General features: G+C 65.0%; 20 protein-coding genes. 11 read left to right on the top strand and 9 right to left on the bottom strand.

Annotated features, from left to right (window positions below; genetic code table 11):
- Positions 1 to 310: 310 nt before the first annotated feature.
- The 8 genes from IQ16_RS12140 to flbD all read left to right on the top strand — a co-directional run bounded on the left by IQ16_RS12140 (position 311) and on the right by flbD (position 8,680).
- Positions 311 to 1,939, top strand: coding sequence for a flagellar hook-length control protein FliK (locus IQ16_RS12140; protein WP_018641462.1), 1,629 nt, complete (start codon positions 311 to 313; stop codon positions 1,937 to 1,939).
- 13 nt (positions 1,940 to 1,952) lie between these two features.
- Positions 1,953 to 2,657, top strand: a complete 705-nt coding sequence (locus tag IQ16_RS12135) for a flagellar hook assembly protein FlgD (RefSeq protein WP_018641463.1) — start codon at positions 1,953 to 1,955, stop codon at positions 2,655 to 2,657.
- Between the two features lie 431 nt (positions 2,658 to 3,088).
- The gene (gene sciP, locus IQ16_RS12130; RefSeq protein ID WP_002714638.1) at positions 3,089 to 3,364 is read left to right on the top strand and encodes a CtrA inhibitor SciP; all 276 of its coding nucleotides are present in this window, start codon (positions 3,089 to 3,091) and stop codon (positions 3,362 to 3,364) included.
- 188 nt (positions 3,365 to 3,552) lie between these two features.
- Positions 3,553 to 5,163, top strand: coding sequence for a flagellar basal-body MS-ring/collar protein FliF (fliF, locus tag IQ16_RS12125; protein ID WP_018641464.1), 1,611 nt, complete (start codon positions 3,553 to 3,555; stop codon positions 5,161 to 5,163).
- A 29-nt stretch (positions 5,164 to 5,192) separates the two neighbouring features.
- Positions 5,193 to 6,281: a flagellar motor switch protein FliG gene (fliG, locus tag IQ16_RS12120; protein ID WP_018641465.1), complete on the top strand. Its 1,089-nt coding sequence runs from the start codon at positions 5,193 to 5,195 to the stop codon at positions 6,279 to 6,281.
- A complete protein-coding gene (locus tag IQ16_RS12115; RefSeq protein ID WP_018641466.1) occupies positions 6,281 to 6,904 on the top strand; it encodes a FliH/SctL family protein in 624 nt (207 codons plus the stop codon). The genes fliG and IQ16_RS12115 overlap by 1 nt, the downstream gene beginning before the upstream one ends.
- Positions 6,905 to 6,907: 3 nt before the next feature.
- Positions 6,908 to 7,258, top strand: a complete 351-nt coding sequence (fliN, locus tag IQ16_RS12110; RefSeq protein WP_018641467.1) for a flagellar motor switch protein FliN — start codon at positions 6,908 to 6,910, stop codon at positions 7,256 to 7,258.
- A gap of 39 nt (positions 7,259 to 7,297) precedes the next feature.
- Positions 7,298 to 8,680, top strand: a complete 1,383-nt coding sequence (gene flbD, locus IQ16_RS12105) for a sigma-54-dependent transcriptional regulator FlbD (protein ID WP_018641468.1) — start codon at positions 7,298 to 7,300, stop codon at positions 8,678 to 8,680.
- An 85-nt stretch (positions 8,681 to 8,765) separates the two neighbouring features.
- Here flbD and IQ16_RS12100 read toward each other — a convergent pair whose 3' ends face one another.
- Positions 8,766 to 9,098: a GYD domain-containing protein gene (locus IQ16_RS12100; RefSeq protein WP_018641469.1), complete on the bottom strand. Its 333-nt coding sequence runs from the start codon at positions 9,096 to 9,098 to the stop codon at positions 8,766 to 8,768.
- A 330-nt stretch (positions 9,099 to 9,428) separates the two neighbouring features.
- Between IQ16_RS12100 and IQ16_RS12095 the strand changes: the two genes are divergently transcribed.
- Together IQ16_RS12095 and IQ16_RS12090 are read left to right on the top strand one after the other, a co-directional pair.
- Complete coding sequence (locus tag IQ16_RS12095) at positions 9,429 to 10,679, top strand: vanadium-dependent haloperoxidase (RefSeq protein WP_026311757.1); 1,251 nt, start codon at positions 9,429 to 9,431, stop codon at positions 10,677 to 10,679.
- Between the two features lie 107 nt (positions 10,680 to 10,786).
- Positions 10,787 to 11,935, top strand: coding sequence for a M20 family metallopeptidase (locus IQ16_RS12090; RefSeq protein ID WP_018641471.1), 1,149 nt, complete (start codon positions 10,787 to 10,789; stop codon positions 11,933 to 11,935).
- 148 nt (positions 11,936 to 12,083) lie between these two features.
- Here IQ16_RS12090 and IQ16_RS45590 read toward each other — a convergent pair whose 3' ends face one another.
- The 8 genes from IQ16_RS45590 to IQ16_RS12060 form a co-directional block, all read right to left on the bottom strand.
- Positions 12,084 to 12,239 (bottom strand): hypothetical protein, encoded by a 156-nt coding sequence (locus IQ16_RS45590; RefSeq protein ID WP_018641472.1) that lies wholly within the window; start codon positions 12,237 to 12,239, stop codon positions 12,084 to 12,086.
- Between the two features lie 93 nt (positions 12,240 to 12,332).
- Positions 12,333 to 12,914: a flavin reductase family protein gene (locus tag IQ16_RS12085; RefSeq protein ID WP_018641473.1), complete on the bottom strand. Its 582-nt coding sequence runs from the start codon at positions 12,912 to 12,914 to the stop codon at positions 12,333 to 12,335.
- A 32-nt stretch (positions 12,915 to 12,946) separates the two neighbouring features.
- A complete protein-coding gene (locus tag IQ16_RS12080) occupies positions 12,947 to 13,795 on the bottom strand; it encodes an ATP-binding cassette domain-containing protein (RefSeq protein ID WP_018641474.1) in 849 nt (282 codons plus the stop codon).
- Positions 13,796 to 13,815: 20 nt separating this feature from the next.
- Complete coding sequence (locus IQ16_RS12075; protein ID WP_018641475.1) at positions 13,816 to 14,622, bottom strand: ABC transporter permease subunit; 807 nt, start codon at positions 14,620 to 14,622, stop codon at positions 13,816 to 13,818.
- A complete protein-coding gene (ssuD, locus tag IQ16_RS12070) occupies positions 14,619 to 15,782 on the bottom strand; it encodes an FMNH2-dependent alkanesulfonate monooxygenase (RefSeq protein ID WP_018641476.1) in 1,164 nt (387 codons plus the stop codon). The genes IQ16_RS12075 and ssuD overlap by 4 nt, the downstream gene beginning before the upstream one ends.
- A gap of 10 nt (positions 15,783 to 15,792) precedes the next feature.
- Positions 15,793 to 15,915: a hypothetical protein gene (locus IQ16_RS47265; protein ID WP_020607804.1), complete on the bottom strand. Its 123-nt coding sequence runs from the start codon at positions 15,913 to 15,915 to the stop codon at positions 15,793 to 15,795.
- Between the two features lie 2 nt (positions 15,916 to 15,917).
- Positions 15,918 to 16,868, bottom strand: coding sequence for a sulfonate ABC transporter substrate-binding protein (locus IQ16_RS12065; protein ID WP_018641477.1), 951 nt, complete (start codon positions 16,866 to 16,868; stop codon positions 15,918 to 15,920).
- 608 nt (positions 16,869 to 17,476) lie between these two features.
- The gene (locus IQ16_RS12060; RefSeq protein WP_018641478.1) at positions 17,477 to 18,643 is read right to left on the bottom strand and encodes a cytochrome P450; all 1,167 of its coding nucleotides are present in this window, start codon (positions 18,641 to 18,643) and stop codon (positions 17,477 to 17,479) included.
- A 284-nt stretch (positions 18,644 to 18,927) separates the two neighbouring features.
- Between IQ16_RS12060 and IQ16_RS12055 the strand changes: the two genes are divergently transcribed.
- A complete protein-coding gene (locus IQ16_RS12055) occupies positions 18,928 to 20,040 on the top strand; it encodes a helix-turn-helix transcriptional regulator (RefSeq protein ID WP_018641479.1) in 1,113 nt (370 codons plus the stop codon).
- Positions 20,041 to 20,406 lie beyond the last annotated feature (366 nt).

Here is a 20,406-nt window from a genome sequence, read left to right as displayed (position 1 = left end):
CCGCGATTTGCCTTTGACCGGGGCATGAACGGTCCCGGGGAACTTTGGTTCCCGCGGGGCGCGACTTGCCCGGTCGAAAGCGGCTGTGAGCTGCCTCTTTAATATAGGCCGCACTCCGGTGAAGCAATCACGCCGGCCTCGAGGTTAGGGCAATTCTTGCCGGGGCGGCAGAAATGGCGGGGCTTTTGCGCTCCTCGCAGCCGGGACACCGATCTGACAATACATTGATTTCATTACATAAAGTCGCCATTCAGGAGGCTGGCCCGCTCCTTGCTACCCCTCTGCCGAAGATGTTTCCGAGAGGTCGCCTGTGGTCGGTGTTTCGTCAGATCTAGCTGCCAGCGTCCAGGTTTCGAGCGCGCAACAGAAGCCTGCGCGCTCGCAAGGGCACAAGGACACGTCCCCGAGCGACTCCTTCGGCTCGCTGGTCGATAGCAACACCCAGGCGATCAGCAACAACGCGCCGGCCCAGGACACCGCGCCGCGCCGGACCGATTCCGCCTCGTCGTCCTCCGCCTCCGACCGCAGCTCGCGCGACGCCGCGTCCACAGACTCCTCCGCGCAAAGCAAGGCCAGCGACGACACCGACACCTCCGCGCCCGCGAAGAGCGAGGCCACGGACGATCAGGTCAAGGATCCCGCCAAGACGGGCAAGACCAAGGACAAGCTAGAAGCCTCCGACGCCAAATCGGCCGACAAATCCGAGGAGACCAAGGGCGACAAGACCGACGGCAGCGACAGCCTCGCCGGCGCCGTCGATGCCGCAACCGCGGCGCAAGTCGACGCGACGCAGCCCGCTCTGCCCGATCCGAACGCGGTCGTCGTCGCCGCGCCCGTGGTGCCGGTCGATCCGAATGCGGCCGCAAGCCAGGCCAGCGATGCCGCCGCCTCGCCGCTGACGATCGCCGCTGCCGGCATCGCCGCCAGCGCTTCCACCGCGGCGCAGATCGCCGGCACCAAGACCGATACCGCAACGCCCGGCGACAAGAGCGCCAAGACCGCCGGCGCGAAAGTCGATGCCGACACCTCGGCGACGCTGGCCGATGCCGCGACCGGCGCGACTGACGGCACCGAGGGCACCGCGACGGAGGCCAAGACCAATGGCGGGCTGATCGCCGCAGTGGACCAGGGCACGCCAAAGACCTCTTTCAAGGCTGCCGCGACCGCCGCCGGCGCAAGCGACGTCTCCAATATCGGCCAGGACGCGGGCAAGGCGAACGCTGCGCTCACGCCGGCAAATGCGACAGCCACCAACGCCGCGCATCCGCAAGCCGCCAAGCCGCAGGCCGATGGCAGCGCAACCGACGCGAAGGCCGACGTGAAGGCCGGCTCGACCGACGCGGCGCCCGCGGCGACGAACACGCACGCGCATGCAGGCGCTCAGGCTGTCGCGGCGCAGGTCGACACGAGCGCGCAGGCCGCCTCCGCGGTGCAGGCCCCGCTGACCACGACGACCTCGGCCGCGACCGCCTCGACCGCAACGTTGACCGCGACCGCGGCGACCTCCGCGGCGGTGCCGATCAATGCCGTCCCGATCGAGATCGCCGCCGCCGCGCGTGCCGGAAAAACGCGCTTCGACATCAGCCTCGATCCGGTCGACTTGGGCCGTATCGACGTCCGCATCAATGTCGACCGCAATGGCCAAGTGACCTCGCATCTGACGGTCGAGAAGCCGGAGACGCTGCAGATGCTGCGGCAGGACGCGCCTCAATTGCAGCGCGCGCTCGACGATGCCGGCTTCAAAACCGGCAGCAACGGGCTGTCCTTCAGCTTGCGCGACCAGAATTCGTCCGGCCAGCAGTCCGGCCAGAACAACGACAATGGCGGCAATGCCCGCCGGCTGATCATCAGCGAGGACGACAGCGTTCCCGCAGCGCCCGTGGGGCGCGGCTATGGCCGCATGCTCGGATCGAGCAGCGGCGTCGACATCAGAGTGTGAGGAGTATTCGCCAATGACCACCACGAATGCCGCCACCGCCCCCTCCGTCGTCTCCGGCACGACCGACATCCCGAAATCGTCCACATCGAACTCGCTGAGCTCGAGCACGGGATCGACGCTCGCCGGCAATTTCCAGACCTTCCTGACACTGCTGACGACGCAGCTGCAGAACCAGAACCCGCTCGATCCGCTCGACACCAACCAGTTCACCCAGCAGCTGGTGCAGTTCGCCGGCGTCGAGCAGCAGCTCAAGACCAACGACTCGCTGGCCCAGCTCGTCACCCTGCAGCAGACCACGCAGGCGACCCAGGCGCTGGGCTTCGTCGGCAAGACCGCCCTGGTCGACGGCTCGACCGCGACCATGAAGAACTCGTCGGCGACCTGGCATCTCAACGTGCCGTCCGATTCCACCGTCGACATCACCGTCGCCAATGCCAGCGGCCAGACCGTGTTCACCGGCAAATACACCGCCTCCGCCGGCACCGACATTCCCTTCACCTGGAACGGCATGGGCAATGACGGCACGCAATGGCCCGACGGCAAGTACACGATCTCGGCCACGGGCAAGGACGTCGCGAACAACACTGTCGGCATCGCCGCGCAGGTGCAGGGCACGGTGTCGTCGGTCGACCTGACGCAGTCGCCGCCGCTGCTCACCATCGACGGCGCCAGCTACACGCTGAGCCAGGTGAAGAGCATTATTGCGACGAGCAATTGAGGGTGAGCGCGCGAGCCGCATATTCGGTGTCGTCCCGGCCTAGTGCGCAATTGCGCACGGGGGCCGGGACCCATAACCACAGGCAGAAGTTTGGCGAAGACCAGTGGTTAGGAAGTCAATTTCCGGTACTGCTACCTGCGTCTGATTGATAGATCACGCGGTATAGGTCCCGGCCCCCGTGCGCAATTGCGCACTAGGCCGGGACGACAGTTAGGGGCCTCGCGACACCACCGCAGCCCCAGTTCGTTAGTAAAGTATTTACCTTCTGCCCGCCTGGCCGGCCCGAACCATGCTGTTTCGCCCGCCAGGCCGGCCGCGTTCCCGCAAGTTTCAACGAGAATTGTATTGAAGCCTTAGGCTTAGCGGATTTTTAAGCCGCGGGGGTTACGGTTACTGCGTGAGTTCAGTGGTTGAGAGTTTGTGAGTACGCCATGACAGAACCCCATCGCCCGAGGGTAAAATACGTCATCGGGCCGGACGGCAGTCCGCTGACGATCGCAGATCTGCCCGCACCCGGCACCAAACGCTGGGTCATCCGCCGCAAGGCCGAGGTCGTCGCCGCTGTGCGTGGCGGACTTCTCTCCCTCGAGGAGGCCTGCAGCCGTTATACCCTGACGGTCGACGAATTCCTCTCCTGGCAGTTTTCCATCGACCAGCACGGTCTGGCGGGTCTTCGCACCACCCGCATCCAGCAATATCGCCAGTAAGCGATCCGGAAATCTGCGGCTTTTGACGAAAATCGGCCTCGCCCAGCGAGGCCGATTTTTTTCATGTTTGCTTTTGGGGCGACTTTTGTCCGACCTCTTAACCTTCGTTAACCATATCGAAACCATCCCCTAGGCAATAATTGCCCAGTCGGCCGCTCGGTAGCGGATCGAAGCTTCGGGGCGGTTGCTTGCAAGGTCTTGCGGACTTCTTAAAAAGTATCGGTGCCGCCCGGTTCGGGGCGATGATCGCGGTCACCGCCGCGCTCATCGGCTTCTTCGCGTTCGTCATCATGCGGGTCACGACGCCGCAGATGACGACGCTGTTCACGGACCTCAGCGTCGAAGATTCCTCCAGTATTATCAAGGACCTCGAACGCCAGGGCATCCAGTTCGAGATCCGCAATGAGGGCTCCATCATCATGGTGCCCAAGGACAAGGTCACGCGCCTGCGGATGAAGCTCGCCGAGGGCGGCCTGCCCAAGGGCGGCGGCGTCGGCTACGAGGTGTTCGACAAGTCGGACGCGCTCGGCACCACCTCCTTCGTCCAGAACATCAATCATCTGCGCGCGCTGGAAGGCGAGCTCGCCCGCACCATCCGCGCCATCGACCGCATCCAGGCCGCCCGCGTCCACCTCGTGCTGCCGGAGCGCCCGCTGTTCGCCCGCGAGGCGCCGGAGCCGTCGGCCTCGATCGTGGTCCGCGTGCGCGGCTCGCTCGAAGCCCAGCAGATCCGCGCCATCCGCCACCTCGTCGCCTCCGCCGTCAACGGGCTGAAGCCGCAGCGCGTCTCGATCGTCGACGAGGCCGGCCAGCTGCTCGCCGACGGCGCCCAGACCGATCCGGAGCAGGCGCTCGGCGACGAACGCCGCACCGCCTTCGAGAAGCGGATGCGCAAGCAGGTCGAGGACATCGTCTCCTCGGTGGTCGGCTCGGGCCGCGCCCGCGTCCAGCTCTCCGCCGATTTCGACTTCAACAAGATCACCCAGACCTCGGACAAGTTCGACCCCGAGGGCCGCGTGCTGCGCTCGAGCCAGACCCGCGAAGAAAGCAGCATGACCGCCGACAACAACGGCCAGGTCACCGTCAACAACGAGCTGCCCGGCAACCAGCAGAACAACGGCGTCGCGGCCAAGGACCAGAGCAAGAAGACCGAGGAGACCAACAATTACGAGATCTCCCGCACCACCAAGACCGAGGTGACCGAGGCCGGCCGGGTCAACCGCATCTCGGTCGCGGTGCTGGTCGACGGCATCTACACCAAGAACGACAAGGGCGAGCTCGCCTACACGGACCGCACCAAGGAGCAGCTCGACCGCATCGCCACCCTGGTGCGTTCGGCGATCGGCTTCGACCAGAAGCGTGGCGACCAGGTCGAGGTCGTCAATTTGCGCTTCGCCGACGCCCCCTCCACCGCACCGATCGGTGAACCCTCAGGCTTCCTCGGCATGCTGCAGTTCACCAAGGACGACGTCATGTACTTCTTCGAGCTCGGCGTGATGATGCTGCTCGGCCTCGTCGTGATGTTCATGGTGATCCGCCCGCTGGTCAAGCGCATCCTCGCCTCCGACGAGGTCGCCGCGGCCATCACCGGCGTCCTCTCCGGCCCCGCCGCCTCGGAAGAGGCAGCGCCCGCCGGCCCTGCGCTCCTGCCGGGCGGCGCCGCCAGCGCGATTGACGTCGCTACCATCCAGGGCCAGGTCCACGCCCAGTCCGTTCATCGCGTCGGCGAGCTCGCCGAGCGCAACCCCAACGAAACCGTCGCCATCATCCGCCAGTGGCTCACCGAGCCAACCAAGTAACCGCCAAGTGAATCAAGAAGTGATCTGACATGGCCGCCTCCTTGCAAAACGCCAACTCCAACGACATCACCAGCGTGATCTCCACGCTCGGCCAGCGTGCCGGCAGCCGCACGGGCAAGGCCGAAACGGTGGCGGGACCGAAGCGCGCCGCGATCCTGATGCTGGCGCTCGGCGAGCAATATGGCGGCAAGATCTGGTCGCTGCTCGACGACGACGAGGTGCGACAGCTCTCGCTGGAGATGTCGACGCTCGGCACCGTTGAGGTCGACACCGTCGAGGACATGCTGCTCGAGTTCGTCTCGCGCATGTCGGCCTCCGGCGCGCTGATGGGCAATTTCGACGCCACCGAGCGGCTGCTCCAGCAATATCTGGCGCCCGAGCGCGTCAACGGCATCATGGACGAGATCCGCGGCCCCGCGGGGCGCAACATGTGGGAGAAGCTCTCCAACGTGCAGGAAGAGGTCCTCGCCAATTATCTGAAGAACGAATATCCGCAGACCATCGCGGTGGTACTGTCGAAGCTGAAGCCGGAGCACGCCGCCCGCGTGCTCGGCATCTTCCCCGAGGAACTCGCACTCGACGTCGTCAACCGCATGCTGAAGATGGAGGCGGTGCAGAAGGAGGTGATTGAGAGCGTGGAGAAGACGCTGCGCACCGAGTTCATGTCCAACCTGTCGCAGACCCGCCGGCGCGACGCCCACGAGGTGATGGCCGAGATCTTCAACAATTTCGACCGCCAGACCGAAACCCGCTTCATCACCTCGCTGGAAGAGGAGAACCGGGAATCGGCCGAGCGCATCAAGGCACTGATGTTCACCTTCGACGACCTCGTGAAGCTGGATTCCGGCTCGGCCCAGACTTTGATGCGCAACGTCGACAAGGACAAGCTCGGCGTCGCACTCAAGAGCGCCAACGAAGACGTCCGCAACTTCTTCTTCGGCAACATGTCCTCGCGCGCGGCCAAGATGCTCCAGGACGACATGGCGGCAATGGGCCCGGTCCGCCTGCGCGACGTCGACGAGGCCCAGGCGCTGCTGGTCAACCTCGCCAAGGACCTCGCCGCCAAGGGCGAGATCATGCTGACCAAGAACCGCGCCGACGACGAGCTGGTGTACTGATGGCCGCTCCGGCAAAATTCCTGTTCGATACCGATTTCGCGGCGCCCGAGCGGACGACGCGCGAGAAGCCTGCGACCGCCGCCGAGATCGCCCAGAAGATCGCGGAAGCCGAGGCGCGCGCCTATCAGGACGGTTTTGCCGCCGGCCAGCGCGAGGCCAAGGCCGAGAGCGACCGCCGCGTCGCGCTCGCCATGGAGGAGATCAACATCGCGATCCGGGGCATCGCATCCGGCATCGGCAACATCGAATCCAAGATGGAGACCGAGGCGGTCGACGTCGCGGTCGCAGTGGCGCGCAAGCTGTGCGCCGACCTCGTCGCCGCCGAGCCGCTCGGCGAGATCGTCGCGCTGGTCAAGGACTGCTTCTCGCATCTGGTCGCGACGCCGCATCTCGTCGTCCGCATCAACGATTCGCTCTACGACAGCGCGCGCGAGAAGATCGAGCGGCTCGCCAAGCAGAGCGGCTTCGAAGGCCGGCTGGTGATCCTGGCCGAGCCGGAAATTGCCACCGGCGACTGCCGGATCGAATGGGCCGACGGCGGTGTCGTGCTGGAGCGCGGCGCCATCGCGGCCAAAATCGACGACATGGTCGGACGCTATATCGCGTCCCGGAGGGGGAGCTAAGCCATGAGCGACACCGACGGACAGGTCCCGCTGCCCGATCTCAACGGCCCGATGCCGCCTGCCGGCACCGATGTCGGCTACAACGAGGATGAATATGCGGCGCGCGCCGCCGCCGACCTCGAAGCCGTGTTCGACGTACCGGTGCAGGTCTCGGCCGTGCTCGGCCGCTCCAAGATGGACGTCAGCGAGCTATTGAAGCTCGGACCCGGCACCGTGCTCGAGCTCGACCGCCGCGTCGGCGAGGCCATCGACATCTACGTCAACAACAAGCTGGTCGCCCGCGGCGAAGTCGTCCTGGTCGAGGACAAGCTCGGCGTGACCATGACCGAAATCATCAAGACCGAACGCACGTGATGACGCGCAATAGCGCGACCAGACGGACAGGAGACTGACATGCGGCTTCTCATCGTTGGCACATTGAAGGGGCAGCTCACCACCGCCACCAAGATCGCGATGGAGAACGGTGCGACCGTGACCCACGCCGAGGATCACGAGCAGGCGATGCGCGTGCTGCGCGGCGGCAAGGGCGCCGACCTGCTGCTGGTCGATGTCGCCCTCGACATCCGCGACCTCGTGATGCGGCTGGAAGCCGAGCACATCCACGCTCCGATCGTCGCCTGCGGCATCACCAACGACGCCCGCGCCGCAGTCGCCGCGATCCACGCCGGCGCCAAGGAATACATCCCGCTGCCGCCGGATCCAGAGCTGATCGCCGCGGTTCTGGCCGCCGTCGCCAACGATTCCCGCGAGCTGGTCTATCGCGACGAGGCGATGGCGAAGGTGATCAAGCTCGCGCAGCAGATCGCTGGCTCCGACGCCTCGGTGATGATCACCGGCGAGTCCGGCACGGGCAAGGAAGTGCTGGCGCGCTACGTCCACAGCCGCTCGGCCCGCGCCAAGCGTCCGTTCATCTCGATCAATTGCGCCGCGATCCCCGAGCATCTCCTGGAGTCCGAGCTGTTCGGCCACGAGAAGGGCGCCTTCACCGGTGCCGTTGCCCGCCGCATCGGCAAGTTCGAAGAGGCGACCGGCGGCACGCTGCTGCTGGACGAAATCTCCGAGATGGACGTCCGCCTGCAATCGAAGCTTCTGCGCGCCATCCAGGAGCGCGTGATCGACCGCGTCGGCGGCACCAAGCCGGTTCCAGTGGACATCCGCATCATCGCGACCTCGAACCGCAACCTGGCTGAGGCCGTGCGTGAGGGCACGTTCCGCGAGGACTTGCTGTTCCGCCTCAACGTCGTGAACTTGAAGATTCCGCCGCTGCGCGAGCGTCCCGCCGACATCCTCGAGCTCGCCCAGCACTTCGTGAAGAAATATGCCGAGGCCAACGGCGTGCCGATGCGCCCGCTCTCGGCGGAGGCGCGCCGCGTGCTCTCCACCAACCGCTGGCAGGGCAACGTCCGCGAGCTCGAAAACACCATGCACCGCGCCGTGCTGATGGCGCAGGGCGACGAGATCGGCCCCGACGCGATCATCACCCCGGACGGCGATCGCCTCGATCTCGCCAAGACCGCGCCGGCCGTGGCGCACGCGACCATGGCCGCCGAGCAGGTGACGCGCGCGCTTGTGGGGCGCACCGTCGCCGACGTCGAGCGCGATCTGATCCTGGAGACGCTGAAGCACTGCCTCGGCAACCGCACCCATGCCGCCAACATCCTCGGCATCTCCATCCGCACGCTGCGCAACAAGCTCAACGAATACGCCGACGGCGGCATCCCGATCCCGCCCGCGGGCACGCCGGGCGAATATCCGCGCGTGCCGATGATGGGGTGAGCCCTGATCTTCAAGCTCGACGTCTGCACAAAGGCCCGGAGCGCCGCAAGCGTTCCGGGCCCGATCATGTCGCGATCTGTCCGAACTATTTGCCCGGCGGGACGTAGGAGCTTGCGAGCTTCGCGGCCTTTTCCGCGATGCTCTTGAATTCCCCCATCTTCCAGGCGCGCACGGTTTCGATCTTGGAGACGGCGCCACTGGCGGCGGCAACCATTCCAATCGCAATAGCATCGGAGCCGTCGGGAAACTCCGTGACGAGCACTGCGTCGTGCTGACCGGTCGTCATGAAAGCTCCCTGGAGCTTTCCGCCGGCTTTTTCGACCAGCGCACCGATGACTGAGGTACGATCGATCGGCTTGTCGACCATCCCCTTGATGCCCGCGTTTGAGTATGAGACGTACGAGATGAACAGCGGCATGGTTTCTCTCCGTCGAAGTTAGAGCGACAACACCTGTAATTTTGGAAAGAGCCCTCCGAGCGAGAGCAAGGCACGGCCTGCCGACAGCATGCGAGCTGCCTTGAAGATAGAGCTGCGGACCTCGGCACGTCCAACCGGCAGCTTGCGCCGATTGTAACTGACTCAGCAATACTGCGCGAACGGTCAGCCAAGCCTACCCATTTGGAGCGCGACTATCGTGCCGCCGCGAGTGAAGCAGTTCACTATCGATGCGCATCAGGATCGGTAGAATTCTGGAGTGAGATGCCGCGTCCGCCTTCGCGAAAGGCCTTCAAATCGAAAGGGCAAGTCATGAAATACCCTTTGTGGACGATCTCCCGCCTGTCGCTGATTGCAACGCTGATCACAGCCTCGGCGCCGCTGGCGCGCGCCGATATGATCATGGACTGGAATGCAAAGGCCGACGCGATTGCGGCCGAGAAACAGATTCCTCCGGCGCCGCACAGCCGCGCCTTGTCCTTGATGCACGTTGCAATGTTCGAGGCGGTCAACGCGATTGAGCACCGCTATGCGCCATACAAGATCTCGTTGTCGGCAGATCGTTCGACGTCGCGAGAAGCTGCAGCCGCAGTTGCGGCGCACGATGTGCTGCTGTCGATCTATCCGGACCTCAAGCCAGACCTGGATGCGACACTGACGAACGCGCTGGCGCCGATTGCCGATGGCGAGTCCAAGACCGCCGGCATCACCCTCGGGAAAGAGGCGGCAGTGCAGATCATCCAGCTTCGCGCTACCGATGGCAGCGCCGCCGTGGAAACGTACCGGCCCCTGACCACGCCGGGCGCCTATGTCCCAACCGTGGTCCCGCTTTTCTCGACCACGGGTGCGACAACGCCCTGGGTCATGACGTCGGGATCGCAGTTCCGCCCCGGACCGCCGCCCGCGCTCGATTCAGAGGTCTGGACCAGGGACGTGAACGAAATCCGCGAGGTCGGCGGCCGAGGCAGCGCGACCCGGACGCCCGAGCAAACGACGATCGGTCGATTCTGGTTCTTTGTCGGTGCCCGCACCTACAACCCGATCGTGAGGCAGGCCGCTTCGGCCAAGGGAATGGATCTCGTCGACTGCGCTCGCCTGTTCGCGCTGACGTCGATCACCGGCAACGATGCCATCGTCGCCGTGTTCGACGCCAAGTATCACTACAATTTCTGGCGCCCGATCACGGCCATCCGCAACGCCGATCTGACGTCGAATGCCGCGACGCCTCGCGATGCCTCCTGGCTGCCGCTCGGGGACACGCCGATGCATCCGGAATATCCCTGCGCGCACTGCATCGTCTCGGCCGCGATTTCGACCGTGCTCCAGACCGTGGTCGGAGATTTTGGCGAGTTCTCCCTGACCAGCCCGACGGCACCCGGGGTCACGCGCAAATGGTCGCGGCTGCAGGACTATAGCGACGAAGTCTCCAATGCGCGCATCTGGGCCGGCTTTCACTACCGCTTCTCGACCGAAGTCGGCAAGGACATGGGCCGAAAGATCGGTGCGCTGACCGTCGCGACGCAGCTTCGCGGTGTGGAGGCAATGGCGCAGCCAAGCCGCTAGGCCGGCGGCCGTTATGGAGCACCGAACACATAGCCGCACCGCATCCGGCGACTATGTTACGCCCGCACAAGGTCCTATAACCCTGCGTGAGAACCACGAGGGTACATATGTCTGAAGCTCAAATCACGGACTGGCTGGCGTCGCAGAAGCAGGCGATGATCGATCTCTTGCGCGATGTCGTGAACATCGATTCCGGATCCTATGACAAGGAAGGCGTCGATGCGGTCGGTACGCGGTTCGAGCGGCACTTTGCCGAGCACGGCATTCCGGTCCGGCGCGAGGCCAACACCACTTTCGGCGATGCGATCCATGCCGAGGTGGCAAAGCCCGGCAGCAACGAGAAGCCGGTGCTGTTGATGGGCCATCGCGACACCGTGTTCGGCAAGGGCGAAACCGGGCGGCGCCCGTTCACGATTCGAGACGGCCGCGCCTATGGGCCGGGCGTCGCCGACATGAAGTCCGGCCTCGTCATGAACGTGTTCGTGGCGACAGCCTTCCACAAGTTCGGGGGCAGCCCACACCCGATCAAGGTGCTGATCACCTCCGACGAGGAGATCGGCTCGCCCGCCTGCCGCCCCATCATCGAGCGCGAGGGACGGGCCGCGCGCGCCGTGTTCAACTCCGAGCCGGGTCGCCCGACAGGCAATGTCGTGACGGGGCGCAAGGGCGGCATCTTCATGCACATGGCCATCACCGGCAAAGCCGCGCACTCCGGCGCCAATTTCGCCGCAGGCGTCAGCGCGATCGGCGAGCTCGCGCACAAGATCGTCCAGATTCACGCGCTGACCGATCTCGACAAGGGCATCACGCTCAATGTCGGTCTCGTCTCGGGCGGCCAGTCCGTCAACACCACTGCGCCTTACGCCGAAGGCCAGATCGATCTGCGCTATGTCGATCCGGCCGATCGCGCGCGGATCATGGCCGCGATCGAGACCATCGTTGCAACCTCCTACGTGCCGGGCACCAGCGCGACGCTGACGATCAAGGGCGAGTTCGTGCCGGTGGTGCAGAGCGCGGAGTCGAAGACGCTGTTCGAAGGCTATCAGGCTGCCGCAAGACAGGTGGGCCTCACCACGCTGCAAGGCGAGTTCTCCGGCGGCTGCGCCGATTCCGGCTTCACCGCCGCAGTCGGCACGCCGACCATCTGCGGCCTCGGCCCGGTCGGCGGGCTCGCGCACACGCCGGAGGAATATCTCGAGGTCGACAGCATCGTGCCGCGCGCGCAGGCGCTGGCGCTGGCGATTTTAAGGGGGTGAACACAGGTGCCGTAGGGTGGGCAAAGGCGCACTTGCGCCGTGCCCACCATTATCTTCATCGGATGGAACTGGTGGGCACGCTTCCGCCTTCGCTCTTCGAGCTACGGCGGACAAGTCGCTTTGCCCACCCTACGAGACCTGCCGGGTTCTACGAATAACTCGGCGCATCGGGCTTGCGGAAGATGTGGATGGGATCGCCCGGCACGATCGGGCGCCCTGAGAACATCGCGTAGGCGTAGAGCGCGAGATAGGCGACCGCGAGCGCGCCGATGGCGTAGAAGGCTAGGGTCGCGACGCGCTTCATCGATCCGCTCCAATGCCGTCCCGGCGGGACGGCTTAAGCAGCGCTTCTAGAGCGATGAGGCGGAAAAGGCCAGCCGGCACCTACCGGCGGCGATCAAATGCCGCGCCGGCCGCGCGCGGGAAGGCTGACATCGGCGAGCCTTGCGGCGTCCTCGTCCTGGTCCACCGCCACGTACTGGCCGTGCCAATAAGCGAGCGCCGCGTTGCGCGTCGAGTTCCTGACGTCCCTGACACGGCCGATGACGATGCCGTGCGAATGCCGCTCGACGATCTCCTCGACCTCGCAGTCGAACACCGACAACGCACCGACGAGGAGCGGAACGCCTGAGACCGCCGTCACCCATTTGGCGCCGGCAAAGCGGTCGGCGCCCTTCAGCCCGCCCTTGCCGGCAAAGCGCTCGGCAATGTCGAGCTGATCAGCGTTGAGGATGTTCACGCCGAAGGCGCCGTGGCGCTTGATCAGCGGGAAGGACGAGGCATCGCGGTTGATGCTGACCAGCAGCGTCGGCGGCTCGACCGACAGCGAGGTCACCGAGGTCACCGTCATGCCGGTGATGTCCTTGCCCCGCCCGGCGGTGATGACGCTGACGCCGCCGGTGAGGTGGCGCATGGCGCCGCGAAAATCGGCGGGCGAAACGGGGATTTCGGTCATGAGATCGCGGGGCACTACATTCATGGCATGGTCCCCGAAATGGGGTTCCCCTGTATTTAGGTACGATCGTCCGCCGACAAAAGGTGGCTCAGGATCGAGCCTTCGAGCCCCGCGAGCTCGGCCGAGCCGCGTTCCCGCGGCCGGGCGGCGTTAACCACGACATCGTGGGCGATCCGGCCCTCCTCGATCACCAGCACCCGGTCGGCCAGCGCCACGGCCTCGGAAACATCATGCGTCACCAGGATCGCGGTGAAGCCCTGGTCGCGCCAGACCCGCTCGAGGAGGCGCTGCATCGAGATGCGGGTCAGGGCATCGAGCGCGCCGAGCGGCTCGTCGAAGGCGAGCACGCGCGGACGGGAGACCAGTGCGCGGCCGAGCGCGACGCGCTGCTTCTGGCCGCCCGACAGCACCGAAGGCCACTGGTCGCGCTTGTCGGCGAGGCCAACCTCGGTCAACGCCTGCTCGGCGCGCGCATGCGCATCCTTCGATGCGCGATCGCGGCCGAGGCCGACCTCGACATTGGCGAGCACGCGGGCCCAGGGCAACAGCCGCGGCTCCTGGAACATCACGCGGATGTCCTCCGGCTGAACATCCTGGCCGAAGCTGATGCTGCCGGCATCGATCTTGTCGAGGCCGGCGATCAGGCGCAGCAGCGTGCTCTTGCCGCAGCCGCTCTTGCCGACGATGGCGACGAACTGCCCGGCGGGGATGTGCAAATCGATGCCGCGCAGCACCTCGTTGCTGCCGAAGGACTTTCGCAGGCCGCGGATGCTGAGCGGAAGGCCGCTGGCCTGCGCTAGGCGTTCTTCTTGCCGCTCCTCGCGCACGATTCGGGCGTGAGGGGCGAAATTGGCGCGGCTGGCGAGCTCGGTTTCGGGAAGGGACGTACGAAGCGCTGTCTGCATGTGATTCCCAGTATTTCTGCTCAACGTTTCTGGAAGGCGGGGTGCCAGGAGAGTGTCGCCCGCTCCAGCACGCGGGAGGCGCTGTCGGCGAGCTTGCCGAGCAGGGCGTAGATCAGGATCGAGAGCACGACGACGTCGATCAGCATGAACTCGCGGGCCTGCATCGCCATGTAGCCGAGGCCCGATGACGCCGCGATGGTCTCGGCCACGATCAGGGTCAGCCACATGATGCCGAGCGCGAAACGGATGCCGACGAAGATCGAGGGCAGCGCGCCCGGGAAGATCACGCGGCGGAACAGCTCGCCGTCGGTCATGCCGTAGATGCGGCCCATCTCGATCAGCTGCGGATCGACGGTGCGGATGCCGTGCAGCGTGTTGAGGTAGATCGGGAAGAACACACCCAGCGCCACCAGGAACAGCTTGGCGCTTTCGTCGATGCCGAACCACAGGATGACCAGCGGGATCAGCGCCAGATGCGGCACGTTACGGACCATCTGCAGCGTGGTGTCGGTGAGCTTGGCTGAGAGCTGCGACAGACCGTTGGCGAGGCCGAAGGCGAAGCCGATGCTGCCGCCGATCAGGAAGCCGATCGAGGCGCGCCAGAACGAGACCCAGATGTTGCGGACGAGCTCGCCGGAGAGCAGCAGCTTCCAGCCCGCCAGCGCGACGTCGCTCGGCGCCGGCAACACGCGCGTCGGCACGAAGCCGGTGACGCAGGCGATTTGCCAGATCGCGATGATGGCGAGCGGCACGATCCACTGGACCAGGCCATCGACCCGCGGCAGGCGGACGCTGCGCGGGAGAGAGATGCTGTCGATGAGGCTCATGATTGCGATGCCTGTTTGTGCGGGCGGAAGTCGTTGCCGACAGTCTCGCCGAACGGGCCATGGTTGGGATGTAGCCGCGTCACGTTGCTGCCATGACCGAGCGAGAGCAGCGGGAAGACGAGCTCGGCGAAGCGATAGGCTTCCTCCAGATGCGGATAGCCCGACATGATGAAGGTATCGATGCCGATGTCCTGGTACTCCTTGATCCGGGCCGCGACGGTCTGGGCGTCGCCGACCAGCGCCGTGCCGGCGCCGCCGCGGACGAGGCCGACACCGGCCCACAAGTTCGGTGCGATCTCGAGCTTGTCGCGCTTGCCGCCATGGAGCTGCGCCATGCGCTGCTGGCCGACGGAGTCCATGCGGGCAAAGTTCTTCTGCGCGGTGGCGATGGTGTCGTCGCTGACATGCTTGATCAGCTCATTCGCGGCGCGCCAGGCCTCTTCATTGGTCTCGCGGACGATGACGTGAAGACGGATGCCGAAGGAGAGCTTTCGGCCACGCGCCGCGGCGACCTCCCTCACCTTCGCAATCTTCTCCGCAACCAGGGCCGGCGGCTCGCCCCAGGTCAGATATTTGTCGACGGCGTCGACGGCGACGTCGATGCCGGCATCGGACGAGCCGCCGAAATAGAGCGGCGGCCGCGGCGACTGCACCGGCGGGAACAGCAGCTTGCCGTCCTCGATGCGGATGTGCTTGCCCTCGACATTGACCACCTTGCCCGCGAGCAGGTCGCTATAGACGTTGAGGAACTCCCGGGTGACCTCGTAGCGTTCGTCATGGGCGAGGAAGATACCGTCGCCCTTGTTCTCGACGGGATCGCCGCCGGTGACGACATTGATCAGCAGCCGGCCGCCCGTGATGCGATCGAGCGTCGCCGTCATGCGCGCGGCGACGCTCGGCGATTGCAGGCCGGGCCTGACAGCCACGAGGTAGCGCAGTCGTTCGGTGAACGGCGCGACTGCGGAAGCAACGATCCAGGAATCCTCGCAGGACCGTCCCGTCGGCAGCAGCACGCCGAAATAGCCGAGCTGGTCGGCGGCCTGCGCGACCTGGCGCAGATAATTGAAATTGACCTCGCGGCCGCCCGTTGCGGTGCCGAGATAGCGGCCGTCGCCGTGCGTCGGCAGGAACCAGAGGATGTTGGCGCTGGATTGGCTCATGGATGTGCCCCTAGCCGTAGGTCGTGCCGACGGCGGCCGCGACGATGCCGATCGACATGACGATGGCTGCGATCACGCGTTGAACGATGCGCTTCATGTTCAGACCTTTTGAGATGGGAAGATCGGTCGGCACGGTCAGGCTGCCGGATTGCGCCAGACGATGTCGCGGATGACGATCGGCTTGGGGATCAGGCCGAGCTTGTGGAAGCGGTCGGCGACGCCCTGCTGGGTCGCGACGATGTCGTCGGTGACGGGACCGACCACGAAGGACGAGCGGTTGGCGGCGATGGTCTGGATATCCAGGGGGATGCCGGTGACGGCGGCGAGGGACTTTGCCACGTCATCGCGATGCTGCTCGGCCCATTTGGCGGTCGCGGTGGTGACGTCGACGATCTGCTGCAGGATCGCGCCGTGGTTCTTCGCAAAGTCGCGATTGGCGATGTAGAACGAGTTGGCCTTGGTGACCTCGCGCGCGTTGATCAGGATGCGGCCGTTCTGCTTGGTCTCGCCGATCGCGAAGTAAGGATCCCAGATGGCCCAGGCCTCGATGCTGCCATTGGCGAAGGCCGGGCCGGCATCCGGCGGGGTCAGGTAGACCGGGGTGATGTCCGCATAGGTGAGGCCCGCCTTCTCCAGCGTCTGCACCACGATGTTGTGGGCGCTCGAGCCCTTGGTGAAGCCGACGCGCCTGCCCTTCAGTTCGGCGATGGAGCGTATCGGCGACTCCTTCGGCACCAGGATGCCCTGGCCGTTGGTGATCGGCTGTCCCGCGGCATAGACGATCGCGGCGCCCGCGGCCTGGGCGAACACCGGCGGGGAATCGCCGACGGCGCCGTAATCGACGCTGCCGACATTCATCGCCTCCATCATCGGGGGACCTGAGGAGAACTCGACCCATTTCACCTCGATGCCCTGGGCCGCGAAATGTTTTTCCAGGGCGGCCTGCTGGCGCGTGATGACCAGCACGCCGTTCTTCTGGTAGCCGATACGAATTTCCTTCACCGCGCCTTGTGCTATGGCAGGTGACGCGAAGGCAGCGGCGGCTGCTGTTCCAATCGACAGTTTCAGAAAGTCCCGACGCTGCATTCCACACTCCCGGCCGCATGCGGCCGTCATTTCATCTGCGTTCGGGAATGATGGTGCGCCTTATCGGAGGTGTCGAGACGTGCGGAAAAATAGCGATGCGAGCACTGCGCGTGTGGCCGAGTGCATGATTAATCTTTCAAGCGGCCGCGACGATGCAGACGGAATTTTTCCGCACGCGAATGTGAGAGCCGCCCGGATTCGATCCGAGGCCCTGACGGCCCGAACAAAAAAGTCGCAAAACAACCCCATGCACAGTAGCCGGGGCGTGCGAAAACAATGGCTTACGTATTATCCGAAGCTCGTTTGACCCGTCGGGCAAAACAGGGGCATAATGGCATGATCGCAAAGTGGATGCTGAGACGCGCAGGTCCCTCCACCACCGCTGTCATTCCCCGCGACCCGGCTACGCCAAGGCTTCGCCGGGGTTAAGGTCCATGGGCGCCGAAGCTTTAGCGAAGGCGGCAGGCGGGGAATCCAGTACGCCGCAGCCTCTCCGTATCCTCGCACTGCCTCTGGAATACTGGATCGCCCGCCTGCGCGGGCGATGACACCGAACGTATGATGGGATGCGTGCCACGGTCCCCGGGTGCGCGCAGGCATGGGCCGTCCTAGTGCACCCATCTCACCGGCAAATTCTGCAGCCCGCGAAACGCCCAGCCGCCGATCCGCACCGGCTCGTCATCGGCGATCTCGATGCGCCGCGCGCGGGCGAACAATGTCGGCAGCGCGACGTCGGCGATCATGGCGCGCGAAGCGAAGGCGCCGGCGCAAAAGTGCGGGCCGGCGCCGAAGGCAACGCTCTTGGTGGTGTCGCGTCTCACATCGAATTCGTCTGCGCGCTCAAAATGCGTCTCATCGCGGTTGGCGGAGCCGAACATCAGGAACACGCGCTCGTCGGTTTCGAATGCGACATCGCGGATAGTCCACGGCTTTGCGATGCGACGCGGCGACATGCCGATCGGCGAGATCCAACGGGCATATTCCTCGAAGGCCTGCAGCCAGGACACCTCACCACGCAGGACCAGATCGAGCTGGTCGGGATGGGTGAGCAGCGCCCACACCGTGCCGGCAATCGCCTTGCGCGGCTCGTTCTGGCCGCCCGATATCGCGAGTTTTACATTCGCGCGTACGCTCTCCATGGCCATGCCCGAGGCAATGAGCACGCCCAGAATGCTCTGGTCGGGATGCTTGCGCATCACCGGCAGGATGTCATCGATCGCCGCATCGATGCCCGATGTCGCGGCGTGACAGCGCGCCTCGACCGCGGGATCGCCGGCATAGTTGGCGATGCCCTCGATCATGCCCTGCGACCACGCATCCATGTCCTCAAAGCCGATATTGGTGAGGCCGGTGATCGATTTCAGGCATTCGCCGGAGAACGGCAGCGCGAAGTCGCGCATGAAGTCGATCCGCCCCGGCTCAATCGCGTCGAGGATGCGATCGGCATGGGCCTGGAACAGCGCGGTCCAATGCGCCTTCACCGTCTTCGGCGACACCGTCGGGAACATCGCGCGACGCTCGACCTGATGCGCCTCGCCATCCTTGCGCATCATGTTGTGGCCCATCAGCCGGTTCATCAGGCCGGCCGGCTGGTGCGAGGAGAACACGTCGATCTGCTTCTCGGAGATCGAGATGTCGTCACGGCTCGTCAGCAGCGTCGAGCCGAGCTGCGGCACGAAAGCGATCGGCGCTTCCTTTCGCATCTTTGCGAGCATCGGATAGGGATCGGCCCAGAACGAAGCAGGGTCGATGTCGATGCGCGGCGCGGTGCTCAAGCTTCGCTCCCTTGTTGTCTCCTCGGTACCAAGGCTAGCGCGTTCGGGAACGGCCGTCTGTCCCCAGCGATTGGGACAGGCGGCCTGCTAAGACCCTCAAATAGTTGAAATATGGGCATGATTTCTGCTCGGCGTCCATCTGGGCCAACCCGGGAAAAAGTAGCAATTGAGTTCCGCTGAAGGGGGGTATCAAATGCCTTGGACGAGCGAAGCACGAAGGCTCATGCAGCAATGCACGCCGCGCGTTTGAAAGATCGGTCGAATCTGATGGGTCCAGCGCGGCAATGACGGGCATCGATTTCGAGCAGATTGTGGATCGCATCCATGAGGCCGCGACTGTCCCGGAGCTCTGGCCGGACGTCCTGGAGGAAATCGCTCATGCCGCAGGTGCGCATGGCATGGTCATGATCACCACGGACTCCGATCAGTGGTCCGGTGTCTGGAATGGTGTGGTGACGTCGCCGTCGATCCGCGAGGCATTCTCGGCGTTCCTGCGTAGCGACCTCTCAAGCCGGACGGAGACGACCCCGAGACTCCTGGCGCTTGATCATCCCGGCTTCGTCGGCGAGCATGAGGCGTTTTCGCCGGAAGAATGGGAGCGCGATCCCTATCGGGTGGAATGGAATAAGAAATGGGGCTTCGAGCACGCTTGCGCGACGGCCGTCCGCAGCCCTTCCGGTGAGATCATCGTGTTCCATATGGAGAGATTGGCGGGCCGCCCCGCTTTTTCGCGGCAGGATCTCGATTTTCTCGACCGGTTTCGCCCCCATCTCGCGCGGGCAGCTCTGCTGTCGACGCGCTGGCGTCTCACCCGGATGCGGGCAGCGACCGAGGCGTTGTCGCTCGTCGGCTTGCCAGCCCTCGCGATTGCGCGCTCCGGACGGGTTCTGGCAGCGAACGCCTTGATCGAAGGCATGACGGACGTTCTGCACTGGTTGCCGAAGGACCGGATCGCCATCAGGGACCGCGCGGCCGACACCCTGCTGCGCGCCGGCTTGGCTCAGCTGGATTCGCCGGACAAAGCCGTGTGCTCCTTCGCCGCGCGTCGCACAAGCGATCTTGACCGGGTGGTCCTTCATCTCGTCCCGATGCCGGGTGAAGCGCGCGATTTGTTCGATGGGGCGGTTGGCCTCCTTGTTGCGACGCCAGTCACCGCCTCCCAGGCGCCGAGCCTGGCGCTCATTCGGGGCCTGTTCGATCTCACCCCCAGCGAGGCGCGCGTTGCCCGCGGAATCGCGCAAGGACAGACGATCGGCGACATCGCGGCGCATCACGGGCTAAGTCGCGAAACGATCCGCACGCAGATCAAGGCAGTGCTTGCCAAGACGGGAACGCGCAACCAGAAGAGCGCAGCTGCGCTCTTCGGTGCCATCCCCAAATTGCCGCTAAAAAACTGAAGCCGGACTCCTCCAGCCGGATCAGATCTACCTGGTATGAGCAAGCTCCTCTTCACCCAAATGGGTGAAGACACAAATCGGCCCTCCGGGTTCAACTCCGCCCAAATTGGATGCCTGACGAGAAGCGGCGGGGATGGTGACACCGGAGTTTCCGATTTTCGAAGTGACCCTGGCACGGCGCAGGCGGAGGAAATGGAACTGGAGCGTCTGCACCGTCCAGGGCGTGGTCGTGATGCGAGGCCGGGAATCCAGTCGACCTGCCGCAAAGTACCAGGCGGAAAGAGCGCTTTTCATGCTGCTGCTGACCGCGCCCTATCGGTCGCAACTTTCCGTATAGCGCAACGCTCACTTCCGCGGAAGGCAGAG

This window comes from Bradyrhizobium huanghuaihaiense (assembly GCF_007830635.1).
Taxonomy (GTDB): Bacteria; Pseudomonadota; Alphaproteobacteria; order Rhizobiales; family Xanthobacteraceae; genus Bradyrhizobium; species Bradyrhizobium huanghuaihaiense.
Note: the sequence above shows the minus strand (reverse complement) of the source record. Positions and strands in the feature narration are given on the sequence as shown.